This window comes from Lentilitoribacter sp. Alg239-R112 (assembly GCF_900537175.1).
Lineage (GTDB): Bacteria > Pseudomonadota > Alphaproteobacteria > Rhizobiales > Rhizobiaceae > Lentilitoribacter.
The window spans coordinates 1,086,778-1,105,251 of record NZ_LS999833.1 but is presented as its reverse complement, the minus strand read 5'-3'; the positions used below and the strand labels follow the sequence as shown (position 1 = coordinate 1,105,251).

23 protein-coding genes and 1 tRNA gene are annotated in these 18,474 nt (G+C 43.9%); 15 read left to right on the top strand and 9 right to left on the bottom strand.

Translation table 11 applies throughout. From position 1 onward, the window contains the following. Positions 1 to 2: 2 nt before the first annotated feature. A complete protein-coding gene (locus G3W54_RS05830) occupies positions 3 to 569 on the top strand; it encodes a hemerythrin domain-containing protein (protein WP_197742798.1) in 567 nt (188 codons plus the stop codon). 39 nt (positions 570 to 608) lie between these two features. After that, positions 609 to 1,664, top strand: a complete 1,056-nt coding sequence (locus G3W54_RS05825; protein WP_197742797.1) for a glutathione S-transferase C-terminal domain-containing protein — start codon at positions 609 to 611, stop codon at positions 1,662 to 1,664. Between the two features lie 180 nt (positions 1,665 to 1,844). Here G3W54_RS05825 and G3W54_RS05820 read toward each other — a convergent pair whose 3' ends face one another. Further along, positions 1,845 to 2,924: a GNAT family N-acetyltransferase gene (locus tag G3W54_RS05820; RefSeq protein WP_162652167.1), complete on the bottom strand. Its 1,080-nt coding sequence runs from the start codon at positions 2,922 to 2,924 to the stop codon at positions 1,845 to 1,847. A gap of 423 nt (positions 2,925 to 3,347) precedes the next feature. Between G3W54_RS05820 and G3W54_RS05815 the strand changes: the two genes are divergently transcribed. Genes G3W54_RS05815 through G3W54_RS05790 form a run of 6 tightly spaced genes read left to right on the top strand, consistent with a single transcriptional unit; the run spans position 3,348 to position 7,426 of the window. Beyond that, positions 3,348 to 3,587 carry a hypothetical protein gene (locus G3W54_RS05815; RefSeq protein ID WP_162652166.1) on the top strand — a complete coding sequence of 80 codons (240 nt, stop codon included), beginning with the start codon at positions 3,348 to 3,350 and terminating at the stop codon, positions 3,585 to 3,587. Next, entirely contained in the window at positions 3,580 to 4,170 is a 591-nt protein-coding gene (locus G3W54_RS05810; protein ID WP_162652165.1) for a DedA family protein, read from the top strand. The genes G3W54_RS05815 and G3W54_RS05810 overlap by 8 nt, the downstream gene beginning before the upstream one ends. After that, a complete protein-coding gene (locus G3W54_RS05805; RefSeq protein WP_162652164.1) occupies positions 4,167 to 4,928 on the top strand; it encodes a 5-oxoprolinase subunit PxpA in 762 nt (253 codons plus the stop codon). The genes G3W54_RS05810 and G3W54_RS05805 overlap by 4 nt, the downstream gene beginning before the upstream one ends. 7 nt (positions 4,929 to 4,935) lie before the next feature. Then, positions 4,936 to 5,646 carry an allophanate hydrolase subunit 1 gene (locus G3W54_RS05800; RefSeq protein WP_162652163.1) on the top strand — a complete coding sequence of 237 codons (711 nt, stop codon included), beginning with the start codon at positions 4,936 to 4,938 and terminating at the stop codon, positions 5,644 to 5,646. A gap of 3 nt (positions 5,647 to 5,649) precedes the next feature. Continuing rightward, the gene (locus tag G3W54_RS05795; RefSeq protein ID WP_162652162.1) at positions 5,650 to 6,660 is read left to right on the top strand and encodes a biotin-dependent carboxyltransferase family protein; all 1,011 of its coding nucleotides are present in this window, start codon (positions 5,650 to 5,652) and stop codon (positions 6,658 to 6,660) included. Positions 6,661 to 6,688: 28 nt separating this feature from the next. Beyond that, positions 6,689 to 7,426, top strand: a complete 738-nt coding sequence (locus tag G3W54_RS05790; RefSeq protein ID WP_162652161.1) for an SDR family NAD(P)-dependent oxidoreductase — start codon at positions 6,689 to 6,691, stop codon at positions 7,424 to 7,426. Here the strand turns inward: G3W54_RS05790 and G3W54_RS05785 are convergent. After that, positions 7,423 to 8,418 (bottom strand): FAD-dependent oxidoreductase, encoded by a 996-nt coding sequence (locus tag G3W54_RS05785; protein ID WP_162652160.1) that lies wholly within the window; start codon positions 8,416 to 8,418, stop codon positions 7,423 to 7,425. The two genes, G3W54_RS05790 and G3W54_RS05785, sit on opposite strands and share 4 nt — an antisense overlap. A 112-nt stretch (positions 8,419 to 8,530) precedes the next feature. On the opposite strand from G3W54_RS05785, the gene G3W54_RS05780 reads away from it, so the two are divergent. Continuing rightward, the gene (locus tag G3W54_RS05780) at positions 8,531 to 9,673 is read left to right on the top strand and encodes a crosslink repair DNA glycosylase YcaQ family protein (protein ID WP_162652159.1); all 1,143 of its coding nucleotides are present in this window, start codon (positions 8,531 to 8,533) and stop codon (positions 9,671 to 9,673) included. Positions 9,674 to 9,679: 6 nt separating this feature from the next. Here the strand turns inward: G3W54_RS05780 and apbC are convergent, their stop codons facing one another. Together apbC and G3W54_RS05770 are read right to left on the bottom strand one after the other, a co-directional pair. Beyond that, positions 9,680 to 10,810 carry an iron-sulfur cluster carrier protein ApbC gene (apbC, locus tag G3W54_RS05775; protein WP_162652158.1) on the bottom strand — a complete coding sequence of 377 codons (1,131 nt, stop codon included), beginning with the start codon at positions 10,808 to 10,810 and terminating at the stop codon, positions 9,680 to 9,682. Positions 10,811 to 10,841: 31 nt separating this feature from the next. Continuing rightward, complete coding sequence (locus tag G3W54_RS05770; RefSeq protein ID WP_162652157.1) at positions 10,842 to 11,210, bottom strand: DUF971 domain-containing protein; 369 nt, start codon at positions 11,208 to 11,210, stop codon at positions 10,842 to 10,844. Positions 11,211 to 11,378: 168 nt separating this feature from the next. Between G3W54_RS05770 and G3W54_RS05765 the strand changes: the two genes are divergently transcribed. Next, positions 11,379 to 11,990 (top strand): molybdenum cofactor guanylyltransferase, encoded by a 612-nt coding sequence (locus tag G3W54_RS05765; protein WP_162652156.1) that lies wholly within the window; start codon positions 11,379 to 11,381, stop codon positions 11,988 to 11,990. Further along, positions 11,983 to 12,492 (top strand): molybdopterin-guanine dinucleotide biosynthesis protein B, encoded by a 510-nt coding sequence (gene mobB, locus G3W54_RS05760; RefSeq protein ID WP_162652155.1) that lies wholly within the window; start codon positions 11,983 to 11,985, stop codon positions 12,490 to 12,492. Before G3W54_RS05765 ends, mobB begins: the two co-directional genes overlap by 8 nt. A 25-nt stretch (positions 12,493 to 12,517) precedes the next feature. Here mobB and comE read toward each other — a convergent pair whose 3' ends face one another. The 3 genes from comE to G3W54_RS05745 all read right to left on the bottom strand — a co-directional run bounded on the left by comE (position 12,518) and on the right by G3W54_RS05745 (position 14,383). Continuing rightward, positions 12,518 to 13,072: a sulfopyruvate decarboxylase subunit beta gene (comE, locus tag G3W54_RS05755; protein ID WP_162652154.1), complete on the bottom strand. Its 555-nt coding sequence runs from the start codon at positions 13,070 to 13,072 to the stop codon at positions 12,518 to 12,520. A gap of 1 nt (position 13,073) precedes the next feature. Continuing rightward, positions 13,074 to 13,571 (bottom strand): sulfopyruvate decarboxylase subunit alpha, encoded by a 498-nt coding sequence (gene comD, locus G3W54_RS05750; RefSeq protein WP_162652153.1) that lies wholly within the window; start codon positions 13,569 to 13,571, stop codon positions 13,074 to 13,076. Between the two features lie 92 nt (positions 13,572 to 13,663). Next, positions 13,664 to 14,383, bottom strand: a complete 720-nt coding sequence (locus G3W54_RS05745; RefSeq protein ID WP_162652152.1) for a GntR family transcriptional regulator — start codon at positions 14,381 to 14,383, stop codon at positions 13,664 to 13,666. Positions 14,384 to 14,516: 133 nt separating this feature from the next. On the opposite strand from G3W54_RS05745, the gene G3W54_RS05740 reads away from it, so the two are divergent. Further along, entirely contained in the window at positions 14,517 to 14,804 is a 288-nt protein-coding gene (locus tag G3W54_RS05740; protein WP_162652151.1) for a UxaA family hydrolase, read from the top strand. Positions 14,805 to 14,815: 11 nt separating this feature from the next. Beyond that, positions 14,816 to 15,988, top strand: coding sequence for a UxaA family hydrolase (locus G3W54_RS05735; protein WP_162652150.1), 1,173 nt, complete (start codon positions 14,816 to 14,818; stop codon positions 15,986 to 15,988). A 152-nt stretch (positions 15,989 to 16,140) separates the two neighbouring features. On the opposite strand, the gene G3W54_RS05730 is transcribed toward G3W54_RS05735, so the two are convergent. Both G3W54_RS05730 and G3W54_RS05725 read right to left on the bottom strand, forming a co-directional pair. Then, the gene (locus G3W54_RS05730; protein WP_162652149.1) at positions 16,141 to 16,926 is read right to left on the bottom strand and encodes an anti-sigma factor; all 786 of its coding nucleotides are present in this window, start codon (positions 16,924 to 16,926) and stop codon (positions 16,141 to 16,143) included. Then, positions 16,919 to 17,434, bottom strand: coding sequence for an RNA polymerase sigma factor (locus tag G3W54_RS05725; protein ID WP_162652148.1), 516 nt, complete (start codon positions 17,432 to 17,434; stop codon positions 16,919 to 16,921). The genes G3W54_RS05730 and G3W54_RS05725 overlap by 8 nt, the downstream gene beginning before the upstream one ends. 236 nt (positions 17,435 to 17,670) lie before the next feature. On the opposite strand from G3W54_RS05725, the gene G3W54_RS05720 reads away from it, so the two are divergent. Beyond that, a complete protein-coding gene (locus tag G3W54_RS05720; protein ID WP_162652147.1) occupies positions 17,671 to 18,213 on the top strand; it encodes a hypothetical protein in 543 nt (180 codons plus the stop codon). A 177-nt stretch (positions 18,214 to 18,390) separates the two neighbouring features. Continuing rightward, positions 18,391 to 18,467 (top strand) — tRNA-Arg (locus G3W54_RS05715). Positions 18,468 to 18,474: the final 7 nt, after the last annotated feature.

The following is an 18,474-nucleotide window of genomic DNA, read 5'->3' as shown; positions in this document are numbered from 1 at the left end:
ATATGCTTGAGGATTTAACGTTTAGAGAAGAACCACTCTCATCGGATATGCAAATATTGCTAAATGAATATCCGCGAGAAGCTTGGGAAGGGCATCCAAACTTCAAAAATGCCACACGGCAATGGCTCGGTGCACATCAGATGTTCCGTCGCTTGAGTGAAATTGTACGTGGCGATACTGAGCAATATCTCGATAAGAAAGTAGAGGCCGAAAAATATGCGTCACGTCTTTCCGTCTATGGTAGCCGACTTGTTGGCAACTTACATGGGCACCATGGCTGGGAAGACTATGAGTTTTTTCCGGAATTATCTTCCGCCGATCAGCGATTTGATAGTGGGTTGGAGATTTTAGAAAAAGACCACGAGGTTTTGGACACGGTGTTAGATCGATTCACAAAATCTGCAAACAGTTCAATTCAAATGTTGCAGATGGACGAAGCTGGTGCACGTGATTTTGTTGGTGAAGTTCATGAGGCATCAGAAGCAGTTGAGAAACTTCTTGCGAGGCATTTGGTGGATGAAGAAGAGCTGGCTGTTCCGATTATCATTCATCATAAGTTACGGGGATAATTGTGTTATATCCCTACATTTCAAGTTAAGGCAAATAAATTGACAGAACCCACAATTCCAAAAATAGATACCTCAAAGGAAGAACTTCAGAGTGATGTTGTTGAGCGCAGGGCGAAAGGTGAGTTTGTTCGCGGTGTTAGCAAATTCAGGTCTCGAATCGGTGAGCCTGAATTCCCGGCAGAGTTTGGTAGATATCATTTATTTGTTGCTTTTAACTGCCCGTGGTGTCACCGCGTTATCTTAGCAAGAAACGTTCTTGGTTTGCAGGATAGTATCTCGATGGATGTCGCATTTCCGAGCCGCACAGGAGATGATGATCCTGTTGAGTCAAATCGATGGGAGTTTAACCCAGAACGAATTGCAACACTTACAGGTACTGTTTTGCCCGAATGCACATTTGAAACGGCGACCGGAAAACAGCTTCGCCTTGTAACTGAAATATACCAGGAAGAGGGTTCAAAGGAAGCATCTGTTCCAATTTTATATGACAAGAAAACCAAGCGGATTGTGAACAATGAAAGTTCTGAAATTGTCCGCATGTTAAATGAGAATGCCAGGTTGCTTGGCAGTGAAATATCGGGTGACAATTTACCTGATTTATATCCGTTGGGCATCGAGAACGAGCCTTTGCGTGACGACATCGATACGTTAAACACTCAGATTTATGTGGCAATAAATAACGGTGCTTATAAAGCTGGTTTTTCATCGGATCAGGCTATTTACGCAAAAGCGTTTGAAGATTACTTTGCGATGTTAGATGAGCTTGAAAATCGGCTTTCCGCGGACGATCGACCATACCTAACAGGTGATAAATTCACCGAAGCTGATTTGCGCCTTTTCCCGACGCTCTTCCGCCATGATCCAGTTTATTATGTGCGTATGAAATTGAATGGTGCTCGGATTCTGGATTACCCTAACCTTTGGCGATGGCTCTGTCGTGTATACGCGATAAACGGCGTTGCCGAGAGTAATTCTCTTACTCACTGTCGACAGGGCTATTTTGGACGCTCATGGAATAATGTCATTCCACTAGGGCCAATGCACCCGATGACATATCCAGAAGCTTATGAGCATCCGGAGCTGACTGATAAGTAGATCACATAATGAGTTCTGCCTGCTAGCAGGCCAGTATTAAACGCCTGGAGTTATCGGCCGGCTAATTGCAATTTTACTGGAAGAACAGGAAGTTCGAGCACCGCTTTGAAGATAAATTTCAGCTCAGGTATGAACTGGATGCTTGTTGGATATCGATACTGGGATACTTGCAGACTAGAGCTATCGATCTTTGAGTTCTAAAGCTTTCTTTGCGAGCCAACCAATTGGGCTTTTTGGTCGGCAAAGTTGATATAGGTTAACTGATTTAGTCCCAAACCGTCTTTTGAATGGTTCGTCACCGATATTGAAATCAGCGATTGTGCCACCGTTTTCATGCCAGTTTTTAAGCAACTGATCGATCATCAGCATTGTCGGCGAGTATTTGCTAAATCTGTCGTAATCGGCGCCCATTAGAATGCCATGATGTGTGCCATTTCTCGATAACCCGAAAAGAGCACCAACTAACTCCCCGTCAGCGCTTAACTTATGAACGTGCGCGAAGCCTTCGTTTGAGCCAATTTTTGCAATTTTTTTGTAAAAGGATAGTACAAAGTCTTGCTGAATTGGATCGCCTTCAAAACGTCCTGTACGGAGTTTTTGAATGTTCTCTACAGTTTCAACTGCGTCGTCGTCAGTAAGTAATTCAAACCTCAAATTGGCTTTTCGATTGAAACTACGTGATTTTCTATCAATCTCTTTACGAAACTTACTATTGTAAGTCTCCTCGCGCCATTCTTTGAACGATGAGCCAATTTGCATTTCATGCGAAGAGAAATTTAGCTTCTCATATTCTCCTGAAAAGAAGAGAGACCATAGACTAAGCGTTTGTTCTCTAATGGGTTTCAAACGCAAAATATCATATTTGCCAATAACCTTATCGATGATGGTCGGTAGATGATCTTCCTTCATCAGATCAACCATATTCTTGTCTACAATCGGTGCGGAGTAATCGCTCACGCCCAAGTCCGCAGATTCGAGCAACTGGACGCCGTTTACTCGACGTATTGTCATAGGCAACACGAATACGAGTTCCTGTTTTTCCGGTAAACGACCTGTAATGATGACTGGATGAGCGTTTCGGTTAGGAGCTATTTTTTGATAAAGTTCATGTAACCAGACAGGGTTTTGAAATGCGGTTGCATTCGATTTTTTAAAGAGATCATGGAAATCTGATGATTGAAAGTCGAATTTATTTTCGATCTGGATGTTAAAATGAGAAACAATGAGTTCATCCGTTTTTTTTACACTTGTTTCTGGCATTTTGACTTTTGCAAACTTGATGCAAAACCTTCTAGCTTAGATATAAATTGGTACAAATACTAACTGACACCACTTCCAATTGCAGAAGCTACCAACAATTGTTTAAAAAATTGAAAACAACGATACAGCTGGATCGTAATGAATTCCACTAAGCGGGTCAGATACCTGTCATTGACATGAAATTACAAGCTTGCGGAGTAGCGTTAATGCTCTTACAATCTGCACAAATAAAACTGGAATTTATGATTGTCCAATTCATCACCGAAGAAGCGGTTTATTTTTACATTTATTAAAAATAATAAAATACCCCTTGGAATACTAGGTGTATCTATAGTTGCGTTCGCATATTTTTCTTCAGGGTTTGTGGCAAATTTAGTCTATTTTGCCGACCCAAGACATCAAAACCAACCTTTGGAAGGGTGGATGACACCCAGATATGTGGGTATGTCTTACGACCTACCACCAAACATACTAGACGATGTTATGGAGCTTCGGCCCAAAGTTGATAAGCGAAAACCGCTTACCAAGGTTGTTGAAGATATGGGTATAACGTTGAGCGAATTGAACAAACGTATTATCGCTGCACAAGAGGCTCATCTCGAGTCGTTAGAGAAGAAAAAACCGAAAAAGCGTGAAAGACAGCCGGCGCCAAAAGATGACTGAGTATGTTCTGTCGTTGATCCCACAATATGGCTTGGTTGTCGTGTTTGTTGTTACTGTTATAGCATGCATGGGCGTGCCATTGCCTGCTGCGATGCTCGCGCTTGCCTCGGGTGGTTTTGCGGCTACTGGTGATCTTACGCTCTGGCATGTTGTGGTTGTGACATTGTTTAGTTTTGTTCTTGGCGATCAAATAGCCTATTTCATTGCACGTGCTCAGGGAAATCGGCTGATTGAATGGCTCAGAGGAAAAAAACGTCTTGAGCCAGTGGTGAAAAAGGGCGAAAATTTGTTGCGAAGTAAAGGTAATTTGGCAATTGTTCTGAGCAGAACGATCATCAGCCCCGCAGGACCGTGGGTGAGTTACATTTGTGGTGCGACAAGGTTTAGGTGGGTGCCATTTGCCTTATCCGCATTTATAGGTGCTTCATGCTGGACCACAGTCTATGTATTTTTGGGCTACTTATTTGCTGGAAACTTGTCGGCTGTTACTGATCTAATTTCAAATATGCTGGGTGTTGTTGTCGCGGGATTAGGTGTAACTGTAGCTATTATCTGGCTTTATAGATCTTGGAGAAATCAATGACGCATATAGATTTGAATGCCGATCTTGGTGAGAGTTTTGGTCCCTGGGCGATGGGTTCGGATGCCGAAATGATGGATGTTATCACAAGTGCAAATATTGCTTGTGGTGGGCATGCAGGTGATCACAAAACGATGGTTCAATCACTACAAATGGCCAAAGAGAAATCCGTTGTAGCGGGTGCTCATCCCGGGTTCGAAGATAAAGAGGGATTCGGTCGACGTCGTATTCCGCTGACAAGTCGCGAAATCGAATATTTAATTGCTGCGCAGGTTGGCACGATTAAAGGGCTTGCAGAATTTGCAGGAAACAAAATAACTTATGTGAAAGTGCATGGTGCACTTTCGAATTGGGCTGCCAAAGATATCGATGTCTCTCGAGCAATAACCCGCTCGATTAGGGCTGCACATTCAGACTGTGCAATATTAGCTGTTTCAGGCACACAAATTGAAATCGCTGCCAGAGAGATTGGTCTTGATGTTTACTCCGAAATTTTTGCCGATCGTGCCTATGATGATGATGGTAATCTGGTCGCTCGTTCAATTGAAGGAGCCGTTCTTGAATCAGCGGAGATTGCTGCCGATCGACTAATTCGTTTTTTTGAAACGGGGAAAATGCCAACCATAAACGGTGGGGAGATTGCTCTTGATGCACATTCTATTTGCATTCATGGTGATAATGCGCACGCAGTTGCAATGGCAAAGGAAATTCATTCCAGACTTACCTCTAATGGTATTGTAATAGCTCCATTTATGAAATGAGGATTTTGTGAATAGCGATTTAGAAGGTGCAGTTATCAAGCCAATAGCCGACTTTGGTATTTTGGTAGAGTTTGGTGATAGTATTGATGATAAAATTCATGATCGAGTGCTGAATTTTGATCACGCGGTAAGTCATGCCGACTTACGAGGTGTTGTGGAAATTACTCCAGCTTATGCAAGCGTCTTGATCGTTTATGATATGATCGTAACGGACTTTAGTACCCTGCGGGATCAGCTTCTTCACTTATTGAATGATGATAGCCGAACGGCTTCTTCTCCGCAGGTTTGGCAAATTCCCGTATGCTATGAGGGGGAGTATGCACCGGATATAACGGAACTTTCGGCGAAAACGAAGCTCACTGAAGAGGAGGTTATCCGTCACCATCTGTCAGGTGATTATAAGGTCTATATGTATGGTTTTGCACCGGGTTATGCCTATCTTGGTGGCGTTCCCCAGTCCATCCAGTTTCCGCGGAAAGATAAGCCCGTAATGAATGTGCCAGCGGCAAGTCTCATGATTGCAGGTCCGCAATGTTTGATTGCGACGGCTACTATGCCGTCGGGGTGGTGGGTTATCGGCAGGGCCGCAAAAACACCACTACAGGCTGATACAACGAAACCATTTTTGTTTTCTGTTGGAGATCACATTGAGTTTACGCGCGTGAATGAAGCAGAATTTCGAGAGCTTACAACAAAAGAAGAGTTGGAACGGGGCTAAATTATGCGTGCAGTTTTTGAAATAGAGCAGGTTGGTCCGTTTGTCAGTATTCAAGATGCTGGCCGCAATGGATATGCGCGTTACGGTGTAACAAAATCCGGCCCTATGGATCGGCTTGGTCATTCATTGACGAATTATGCGCTTGGGAAGCATGATAGTTCATCTGCGATTGAGGTGTCACTCGGCGGGCTTACTCTCAAATGCATAGAGGGCGAAATTACCGCGGCAACAGGTGGTGGTTATTTTTCTATCAACCTTGATGGAAGTGTACTAGCTCCCTGGTCTATCTTTACGCTTCAAGAAGGCTCTGTTTTGAAAATCAGGTCCGGTGAATGGGGAAGTTGGTGTTATCTTAGTTTTCTAGGTGATATTCAGGCGATAAAATGGTTGGGCAGCTGGTCTGTACATCAAGGTTCCGGTCTTTGCGGATTGCCGTATAAACAAGGTGATAAAATCATTGTGGAAAATGGGAAATCAAATGCTGATACATCAGGTTCTTTTTTTGATCCCAAAACACTGAAGCCTTCTCCCGAAGTTCGCATTGTGCAAGGTCCACAAGATAGTTATTTTGAAGACATATCAATAAGTAAACTATATTTAACTGAATTTAAGTTAACATCTGAATATGACCGTATGGGCGTTCGCTTAAACGGCGAAAAATTGAAAGTAAATAGAGCTTTGGATATGCCTTCTGAACCTGTCGCAAGAGGTTCGATACAAGTACCAGGGCATGGTGACCCGATTTGTTTACTAGCAGATCATCAAACAACAGGTGGATACCCTAAAATAGCGACGATAATCTCGGCTGATCAAGATGCAATGGCGCAAAAAAGAGTGGGGGACGTTGTGACGTTCGCGAAGACAAATGTCGACGATGCGATAGCTGTCGCAAGACAAAAGCATCTACAGATAGATGTAATGAAAGAAGAGATTGAGCGCAATCGTGCTAGTTTCATCCACAAACTATGGTCAAGCAACCTGATAAGCGGTGTGATAAGCACGTCGCAGGATTAGTAAATATCAGTGTTCTAGGGAGTGAATTATGGTTCAAAAGCAAGTAGTTGTGATAACCGGTGGTGCTCAAGGCATAGGTTTTGCCACTGCATTACGTCTAGCAAGAGATGGTGTGGCTATTGCAATATGGGATGCAGATCAGGCGGCAATAGACGATGCAAGCAAAAAGCTAGGTGATATCGAGCACTATTCGGTGAAGGTTGATATCACCGATGCACAGAATGTTTCCGCCGCTACTAAGGCAACTGAAAATGCGCTAGGGCCGATTACTATTCTTGTCAACAGCGCAGGCATTACAGGGCCCAATACAACAGTTGAAGACTATGATCTAGATCAGTGGCGGCGCGTCATTGATGTTAATTTGACCGGAACGTTTATTACAAATCAGGCTGTTGTAAAGCGTATGAAAACAAACGGTTATGGGCGAATTTTAAATATAGCATCTGTTGCCGGAAAAGAAGGAAATCCAAATGCGTCAGCTTATTCTGCATCTAAGGCAGGCGTTATAGGTCTTACCAAATCACTTGGCAAAGAGCTTGCGGATCAAAATATATCCGTCAATTGCTTAACGCCAGCGGCCGCAAAAACGCGAATTTTCGATCAGATGACAGAAGAGCACATAAATTACATGCTATCGAAAATCCCGCGCGGACGTTTTTTGGAAGTTGACGAAGCTGCAAACATGATTGCCTGGCTTGTGTCAGAAGAAAATAGCTTCACCACGGGTGGTGTATTCGATCTGTCCGGTGGGCGGGCGACATACTAACTCATGATGTCTTTTAATTTTCTAGCCAAGGCATCAGCGCTTAAAAATGCGGCCTCAACTTTCCCATGAAGGCACCAATCACCACATGCAGCTAGGTGAAGAACCTCATCCATGAGGTAGTCTTGGTTTGCAGGCTTTGAGACATTTGCATATCGCCATTTATGCAATTTCTCATAAATGCGACTGGGGAGCCTAGAACCAAGCAAGTCTTCGAGATCACGAAGAAGAAATGTTTTGATCTCGTTTTGGTCCGCGTCCAGCCGTTCATTGGCCCAATCATTTGAAGATTGAACAAGTACTGAATATCCATTGTTTCTATTTGGTTTTGTCGAATTTACTGCGACCCATGAGATTGCTTGATCGGCTGATAGTATTGGGCGAAGCGCAGCATCCCACGGAATATCAACTTGATCGTCAAAGCCAAGCATGAGTGCGTAGCATCCTTTCATTTGTACAGCCGACAAAGCCGTTTGAATGCTGCAATCATTGGGCAGAAGGACTGCCGCCTGATGTGAAGGAATAGTCGTAATGATCCAGTCATATGGGCCTAGTGTTTGGCAATCGTCTAAGATCAACCAGTTTCCATCATCACGACTTTCTACCTGTGCGATATTCTTACTAAGTTCAATATTTAGACCGCTGGCGATAGCCTCGCAAAGGTCACGCATCCCCGGTGCCGCGACATAGCGTGGTTGCTTCCAGATGACCGGGCTCGCTTTTCCGTTCACAGCTATTTCAACAATGTTTGGACGCCACTCCTTAACAATATGATCACCTTTGAAAGGTTCCAAAAAACCTGCGAATGCATTGCTTTTCACTGAGAAATATTGTGCACCATGATCAAATGAATGTTTGTGATGATTCCTCGTCGACATTCGCCCGCCAACGGAATGTGATTTTTCAAAGACCGTAACTTCAGCAGAATTTTTTAGTTTTGTAGCCAGTGTTAGGCCCGAAAGGCCCGCGCCAAGTATCGCAATTTTTTTAATCATGAAAAATTTGACCCTGTTGAGGATGGAGTTTAATTGTTAGCAAGTTTGAATAGAATAAGTCACGATAAATCATTGACGGAGCAAGACAGTTTTAAAAATCGATAATAAAACTATGCGAGCGCTCTGGACTGATGCCAACGGGTTATCCAAGCCGCCAACTGGACAGCTTGATCTCATGCAAATTATCCATGCGCTGGGCTTTGTACAACTCGACACGATTCAAGTGATCTCTCGTGCTCATCATCATATTCTATGGAGTAGAAATCAAAATTATCGCGAACCAATGTTAGATAAACTATTAAGAAATCGTGAGATTTTTGAGCATTTTACCCATGATGCCTCTGTGTTGCCAATGGAATTTTTGCCGATGTGGCAACGGCAGTTTCGTCGCCATAAAGAGAAGATCGACCGGTCTGGTTGGTACAAAAATATGCTTGATGAAGCTGGGCGCCAGGCAATCATTGAGCGCATTACAGACGAGGGGGCGCTTTCCACACATGCTTTTGATACAAAAGTTCAAGGTAAAAAGGAAATGTGGGCGAGACCACCACATAAATTGGCGCTTGATTATATGTGGTATTCGGGCGAATTAGCGACCTGCCATCGAGTGAACTTTACAAAGTTTTATGATCTTGGAACACGGGTATTTCCTAAAAGGTTGCTATCAGAGAACCTTTCTGATGAAGAGCAGATTGATCGCCTTTGTGATGCTGCGCTTCAACGTTTGGGGTGTGCAAGTGTTGGGGAAATCCAAAAGTTTTGGGATGCGGTGGACCAGAAGGAAGTTCGCGAGTGGCTTGCACGTAGAGAAGATCAGGTCAGTCCTGTCGAAATTATTGGTGCTGATGGAGCTGGCAATCAGGCTTATGCATTTTATGATATTGAAGAGCAGCTTAACTCGCTCCAAAGACCAACATCACGCCTGCGTATTCTCAACCCATTTGATCCGATGATCAGAGATCGCAATCGGATTGAGCGACTGTTTGGATTTGAATATCGTATTGAAATGTTTGTACCTGCAAAGAAGCGGAAATGGGGATATTATGTTTACCCCATTTTGGAGGGTGACAAATTTGTGGGGCGAATTGAGATCAAAGCGGACCGTCAAAAAAGTGATCTAAATGTTTTGCAATTCTGGCCGGAACCCAAAGTCAAATGGACGGCTAAACGATATGAAAAGCTCAGGCAGGAAATCGGACGCATGGCCCGATTTATAAATGTTGAAAACATCAACTATCAAGTTGAAATTGCTTAGATCAAGCTATTCAAACGTGATGGATGGTGCAGTGTCCGCAAAGCCAGCACCGTCAAGCTTGTCAATAACGCTTTGTGCGATTTGAAGATAGACTTTTGCATGTGCTCCATCCGGGCTGGATGAGACGATTGGTGTACCTCCATCTGAATTAAGACGGATATCCATGTGAAGCGGAATTTCACCTAAGAACGGAACGCCAACGCGTTCTGCTTCATCTCGTGCTCCGCCGTGACCGAAGATATGAGAGTGTTCTCCGCATTTAGGGCAGATAAATGTACTCATATTTTCGATCAAGCCGAGAATGGGAACATCCACTTTGCGGAACATATTAAGGCCCTTACGAGCATCAATCAGCGCAATGTCCTGAGGTGTTGATACAATGACAGCACCCGCGAGTGGCACTTGTTGTGACATGGTCAACTGTGCATCACCTGTGCCCGGAGGCATGTCAACGACGAGAACATCGAGCTCTCCCCATTCGACTTCTCGCAGCATTTGAGTAAGAGCAGAAATAACCATTGGTCCGCGCCAAATCATCGGCGTGTCCTCGTCAACCAGAAATCCCATAGACATGACTTTAACGCCATGGCCCTCAAGTGGTGTCAAGATTTTGCCGTTCACAGTCGGTTGATCCTTGATGCCCATAAGACGCGGCATGGAGGGACCATAAATATCTGCGTCCAAAATTCCGACTTTCTGGCCAAGTTTTGCAAGAGCAATGGCAAGATTAACTGATGTTGTGGATTTGCCCACACCACCTTTACCTGATGCTACTGCAATAATTGATTTAATCCCCGGAACGGGTGCACTGCTGTTCACCTGACGGCCTTTGGAAGGTTGGGCACTTGGTGGCGGTGTCGGACGTGGGGCAGGTTCAGAACCAGCCTCGCGTTCTGCAGTGAAAACAACCATGGCACTAGTGACGCCGTCTAAAGCCATAACCGCCTTCTGAGCAGCGAGTCGCATGGGTTCAAGTTCTTCTGTTCGGCTCGATGGCACTGTGATGGAAAAAATAACTTTTCCATCATCAATCATGATCGGACTAACCATGCCTCGCGAAACTAGATCGCCTTCAAGGTCGGGGCCTTTAATTGTTTTAAGGCATTCAGTAACGATTTCACTGGTGATTTGTGCCATTTTGTATCCTGCTAAAGTTCAACGGTTTAGACTAACCGCGCGATAGGTTTTTGTTGGTAAGTTCTTCAAGATAAGCTGCCCAGCGCTCATCTTTCTCTTCTGATAATTGTCGCAGATAGGCCCATCGATAGAGACCCGTCTCATGCCCATCAGAAAACTGAATGCGTATGGCATAACGGCCCGTTGGTGTAACGTCAGTTATCAACACATGGCGTTTTCCGTCTTGGGTGACTTCCTGCCCAGGTCCATGTCCTGTAACTTCTGCCGACGGAGAGAATATGCGTAAATATTCTGCGGTCAATTCAGCTTTATACTCATCTGGATAGGTGAGTGTCATGAGTGCTCGATCTTTAGAGATGCGAATATCAGTCGGAGGCTGATTATTTTCTTCTTCACTCATGACGGGCCTGTTTGCTAAATATATTACCGTTAGATGACAGTTAAGAATACTTGTTCACTCTGTCCAGTGAATTGCGAAATTAAATGTCATAGTGATATCATCTGACGCAGTTTGGTGCCAGATTCCAACATGTTGTTATGAAAATCTTGAAAATGAAATGAGCCTTTTGTGAAAGTAGAAAATATTTGTGGTCTTGTTGTTGCAGGCGGTGCATCCAGACGTATGGGCAATGACGATAAATTATGGCTCAAGCTCGGTGATGAAGCGTTGATCCATCGCGCTATTCGGCGTTTGAATGATCATGTTAATCAGGTGATTGTCAATGCAAATGATACTTCCGGTTTAGAGCCGTATGTCACCATTCCTGATGTCATAGAAGGTGGCCAGGGGCCGTTGGCTGGAATATTGTCTGGATTGGAACATGCGCAGGAGCGCAGTCCGCACATTACACATATTGCAAGTGTACCCGCAGATGCGCCATTTTCACCAATTGATCTTGTAGATAAAATGCAGAATGCTGGCAGTGCATCTGAAATTATTGTCCCGTTTGTCGGTGGCTTTTCACAGCAACTATTTGCGCTTTGGCCCATATCATGCGCCGCACACTTACGAAGATTTTTAATGAGCGGTGAGAACGGAAAAGTTATGAATTTCATCAGATCACAAGATTGGCAGAAATTAGAATTGCCGGATGAGTTTGAAGAGCAATTTATTAATGTAAACACCCCGCAGGACTGGATACGTGCGAAACAGATGTTTGAAAGCGATAGATATGAATAAGGCGCAAAAAATATTTGGTATTTCAGGTTGGAAAGATTCTGGCAAAACTACTTTGACCGCAGCGCTTGTAGCGGAAATGACAAGCCGCGGGTTGAGTATTTCAACAGTCAAGCACGCACACCATGAGTTTGATGTTGATCAGCCCGGAACCGACAGTTTTAAACATCGTCAATCAGGCGCTCAGGAAGTCATGCTTTCCTCATCAAAACGCTTTGCTTTGATGCATGAAATAATTGCTGATGAAGATGAGCCGGATCTTGATGAGCTTGTCGCGAAAATGAAACCCGTTGACCTTATTTTGGTTGAAGGATTCAAGTTTTCCGATTTTCCAAAGTTACAGGTTATTCGTGCTCAGAGCAGGAAAAATGCGGGTTCGGGCAAAATAAAAAATGTAATCGCGATTGCCAGCGATGACCTTGATTCAACAATTGATTCAAGGCCTGTTTATCATATCGACGATATTGAGAATATCGCCGATTTTATTATGGATTATTTTAAGTAAGTCACTGCTTATGTATGCTGTGTAACTAACTTGCGACCGTTTTCATAAAGCGATCACGGATGACAACAGGGTCCATGGTAATAACTGGAACCTTAATATTGCCGGATTCGCATTTTGCAACGATAATCGTCATCTTGTCGCCTGCAACAGCTTCTTTGACAGCACTGACTGTGTCTTCAGCGGTGCATTCGATAACATTCTCACAGCCGCATGCCTTTGCAACAGCTGCTAAAGATGTTTTCTTACCCGCATATGTAGGCTGATCACCTGTCGAACCATAGCTGCCATTATCGATAATCAAGAGGATGAAGTTGTCGGCGGCATTGTTTGCTATTGTTGGCAAAGTGCCAAAGTTCGTTAGAACAGAACCATCGCCATCAATTGAGATCACTTTCTTGTTTTGTGCAAGGGCGAGACCCAAGCCAATCGAAGATGAAAGACCCATCGTGCCCAGCATGTAAAAATTGCTCGGCTGGTCATCAAGCATATGCAGTTCCTGGCTCGGCAAGCCAATGTTACAAACAACCAGTTGGTCTGAAATAACTGGGATAAGTTCTTTAAGAATGTCTGAGCGGATCATATTAATATCCTTTCCAGAATGAGGCATCAGTCAGGATTGCCACGGGTTTGTTGCACATGAAAGTATGTTTGAGGATCTTATCCAGTTCTTCAATGTCATCTTCTTTGTGGAAGTGGTATGTTGGTATATTAAGTTGCGCCAGCAATGCTTTTGTATGGACTGCCATTTCAACCTGACAAGCAACTGGCTCACCAAGTTCGCCACGATAGCTGATAAGCATGGGAAGAGGCATACGGTAATATTGTGTAAGCGTAACCAGCGTATTGATGGTGACACCAATCGCAGTGTTCTGCATAATGATGGCGGGGCGTTTGCCTCCCATATACGCACCTGCGCAAAGGCCCATACCCTCGTCTTCTTTATTAGCGGGTATGTGGAAGATATCCTTTGATTCTTCAATCTTATCTATAACGCCAGCTAGCTGCTTACACGGCACTGTTGTTACGAAATCGATCTTATTGTTCACAAAATCGCTGACAATTCTTTCATCTACCGACATGCAGGTAATCTCCCTTTTGTTTGTTGTTCAGTTGTGGATTGTGACAAGCATATTATCAATGCTATCAAATTGGTTTGCTGTAAAGAACATCGTTATTTTAAAACAATGTTATAATGATACTTGTCGGCAATAAAATATGTAATTCGATATTCAACCGGTGCACCAGATATACCGATTGCAAAACGTTCGACTTCCAAAATCGGTGTATTTTTCTTGATACCCAATAGTTTGGCGACTGGGCTTGTTGCAGGCACTGCTTTCAGATTTTCATCAGCTTGTATAATTCTCTGGCCATATGCACGTTGATAAAGAGGGTAAAGCGAGTTCGGCAAAGGATCACGATCCATCAATCCGGAAAATTTGGCGGCCTCTACCAAGCAAACTTCATGGCAAACAGGTTCGTTATCAATCGCGCGTGTCCGGTTGATTTCAAATACATCATCTGTATCCATCTTTAGGTGTTTTTTTTCATCTGCGGTGGCTTCTCGACGGATAATCGATGACAGCCCTTTGTTGGGAATTGCTGGTGCTCTATCGCTAGATCGCAACCGAAAAAAGTGGAAATGTTCTTTCTCCGGCGTGGTTGTTGCAACAAATGTGCCGCGCCCCTGTATACGTTCCACGACACCACTTTGCTCCAATTCTGATAATGCTTTACGCGCGGTGCCTTGGCTTACTTTATAAGCAGCAGCTAATTCCATCTCGCTCGGTAGCATTGCACCCGGGCCAAGTTCACCAGATATTATCCGTTCAAAAACAGCGTCATGGACCTGCTTATAAAGAAGAGTAGGCGGTGTTGGCGTGTCTGACATTTATGAATCCTCTCCGCCTTTGAATAGCACATGAAATCAAAAAAACGCAATAACTTATATAATAAGTCTTGTATAAGACCCGCTCTGTGTTATAAAGCCGCCATATGTAAATTAGATATAGGATATTATCTTTATGCCCATACCTCACTTGCTCGTTCACGATAAGAAAGACAACGTTGGTGTTGTCGTTGTAGAAGGCCTAACCGCAAATACGGAAATGCTGTGTGTTGTTACTGAAGACAACAGCGATTTCAATTTGGTTTCAAAAGGCGATGTGCCAATTGGTCACAAAATTGCTCTAACTGATCTGAAAGAAGGCGATACCATCATCAAATACGGTGAAGACATTGGTAAAATGGTTGGTCCGGCTGAAAAGGGTGGCCATGTGCACACTCAAAATCTTAAAACAAAGCGCTGGTAGGGAGCACTAATATGTATGATGATACAACAATTCAGGGATATGTTCGCGAAAATGGCCGTGTAGGCGTTCGTAATTATGTAGCCATTCTTCCCGTTGACGATATTTCCAACGCTGCTTGCCAAGCCGTTGCTAACAATATTTCAGGTACTCTAGCCTTGCCGCATGCCTATGGGCGTTTGCAGTTTGGTGAAGATCTAGATTTGCATTTCCGCACAATGATCGGAACAGGCGCTAATCCAAACGTTGCTGCTGTTATCGTTATTGGCATTGAACCATCTTGGACAAAGGTTATTGCTGACGGAATTCGCAAAACTGGCAAGCCTGTTGCCGAGTTCTCAATTGAGCAGAATGGCGATATTGCGACAATCGCAGCTGCCAGCCGTCAAGCAAAAGAATATGTTCACTGGGCAAGTGAAATTGCACGTGAAGAACGTCCGATCAGCGATCTTTGGGTTTCCACAAAATGTGGTGAATCTGATACAACAACAGGTCTTTCATCATGCCCAACTGTTGGTAACATGTATGATAAACTTCTCCCTCTTGGCCTTTATGGTTGCTTTGGTGAGACATCTGAGATCACTGGTGCAGAGCACATCTGTGAATCGCGTGCAGCTAATCCAGAAGCCGCCGCTAAATTTATGAAAATCTTCAAAGCTTATTCTGATGATGTGATATTTGCGCACCAGACAGATGATCTTTCAGATAGTCAGCCAACTAAGGGTAATATTCTTGGTGGTCTTTCGACAATCGAAGAAAAAGCTTTGGGTAACCTTGAGAAAATTGGCCGTACTTCAAAATACATTGATGCACTTGGACCTGCTGAAGAGCCGGAAAAAGGTAACGGGCTTTACTTCATGGACACATCTTCGGCTGCTGCTGAGTGTGTGACTCTTATGGCTGCTGCCGGGTATGTGGTTCACACATTCCCAACGGGTCAGGGTAATGTGGTTGGTAACCCAATCGTACCAGTTATCAAAATCTCTGGTAACCCACGTACGCTTCGCACAATGAGCGAACATATCGATGTGGATGTAACCGGCGTGCTAACTCGTGAGAAGACAATCAGTGAAGCTGGTGATGACCTTATTGAAATGATCCGTCGTACAGCAAATGGCCGCCTTACAGCAGCTGAAGCTCTTGGTCACAGAGAGTTTGTAATGACGAAACTATACAGATCTGCTTAATCGCAATCGAGCAGCAGCTCCACACTTGTGATCGTGGTTTCGCTGTCTGCCTATGATGAATATCGACTGCCTGATTTATTTGGGCAGTCGTTTTTGTTTAAGTGAATACGTTATGCTGGCACTTAAATTTTCTCAGCGTATTGTTTCAAGATTTATATGCTCAACCGAACTGTGTCTGCAATATCTTTCAATTGGTTTTGTTCCGCATCGCCGATGACAAGAAAGTTAGCAGAGCGCTCATTCCAAGAGATAATATCAAAATCATCGATCTGATTTTCTTCAAAAACCTCAGAGCCCATCGCACCATTTGCACCTTGCTTAAAACAAATTGCAACAACGGCACCGTTTTTATCTGTAAACATCAATTGTGCAACAGGCTGAGATTTGACGGCCAGTAATCTTGCGCCACGAAATTCCAAACCATGTTGAGACAGGTCTGGAATTGAAAACCCGACATTGGTGGTTTTGCTAAGCCAGTTTTTGATATGTTCGCTTTCACTTGCGGCGACTTCAACAAGGTGGCGTTTTTGCCCGGCATAAATGCCATGATATCCGGCCACATATTCTAACCAGTTTTTGGACGCAGCGATTTGTACATCAGGTGCGGTTTGTTCATTAATAACATATCCGCCGACCCCGCCAACGAGCATGAAAAGCGCCGCCGCAGCCATGGATCTCCATTTGAAATTGGAATTTGCAGCGACTGGTACGGATGGTCCTAATTCAGTTGCTTGAATTTGTGCAATGAGGTTTGGTGATATCGGTTCGTTGAGCATCTCATCAAAGTCTGAGTTTGCAGCAAGGTCGGCCGCTTCAAGGAACTTCAATTCGTTTGCGAAATCTGAATCACTGCCAAGTAGGGATTGTATTTCGATCACTTCTTCTGGCGTGAGTTCGCCGTCAATATAGGCGCTGAGCTTGGTATAATCTTTACTCATGTTTATCTCCTCGCTCGGAGCCCCGATTAAGGGACTGACTGACCATCTGGCGTGCGCGATGTATTCTGCTCATAATTGTTCCAACTGGCACATCAAGTGCCTGTGCTGCTTCTTTGTAGGAATAGCCTTCTTTCGCCACGAGCAATAATGTGCTCGATAAATCTGCCGGTAGTTTTTGGACAACATTACCGACCTGGTTTGCATATAAATGTTCATCTGCATTGTGGTTGTCAGATAAGTCATGCATGTCTTCTATCGGCGTTTGGCCACTTCCCATTCTAACTTTTCGTTTGCGCTGTTCACTGAACCAACCATTTCTCATGATTGTAAATGCCCATCTATCCAAAGGTTGTGATGGGTCGTACTTTTTCCAATTTGCAAGAGCCTGCGTGCAGGTGTCCTGCAATAAGTCGTCGGCATCTCCAGTCGCACGAGTAAGTGTCAAAGCATAACGCTTTAACCTTGGAAGAAGTGCAATCAACTCTGTTTTGAACTGATTTGGTTTCACGCAGAGCCTCGAAATACTGTCCTCATTAAAGACGTTGTTATATTACATACGCACCAATGGTGTAGTTTATTCAATACATAACCACAATTTGCCAAATTTAGTATTTTCATTTTTTATCGAATAAATATCGATCCTGCAACGTAACTCTATCGTAATGAATATTGAAAAAGCTAATCTTACGGCTATCGAGTTTATTTATGAAGTCGAATAGATAAGCAAACTTAAAGGAAACGGTTATGATTAAAACGCTTGTACTTGCCCTTGTATTATCTATCCCATCCGCAGCGTTTGCTGCCGGCTCAGATTCCAGCAATGATTCACCGCCTGCAAAGACAAAAACATCTAAGAAATGTAAAGACGGTAAAGTTTGGCATAAGGAAACTAAATCATGCCTTGATGCAAAAAGTGACCTTTTAACAGATCATATTCGCTACGATGCTGTTCGTGAATTGGCCTATGCTGGGCGTTACGCGCAAGCGCTAACCGTACTAGCAGCTATGAGCGACCAGAAAGATACGCGCGTATTAACATATTATGGTTTTACAAACCGCAAGGCTGGCAATATCGAACTTGGTATGAGCTACTACAAAGAAGCGCTAGCGGCAGATCCTAACAACTTACTTGCAAGATCTTATATGGGGCAGGGGCTTGTTGAGAGTGGGGATAAGATTGGCGCTAAAATGCAACTTGCGGAAATCAGAAAACGTGGCGGCGAGGGGCGCTGGCCGGAGGTGTCTCTTGCACGCGCTATCGAAAGTGGTGTCGGGTACAGTTACTAAGCCAATCTGAATACATGACCTAGATTGGAAAGATGGCCCATTATTGGGTCATTTTTTACTTCAGCATTAATAAACGATCGAATTTGGCTACCAAAGCAAAAATAATCAAAATCACGATTGATGAGTATCGTTTGTTCGGTTATGTAATCTTTGTTGCTAAAATATATCAACACAAATGCACCCGTAGCTCAGCTGGATAGAGCGCTGCCCTCCGAAGGCAGAGGTCGCAGATTCGAATTCTGCCGGGTGCGCCAATGTTTT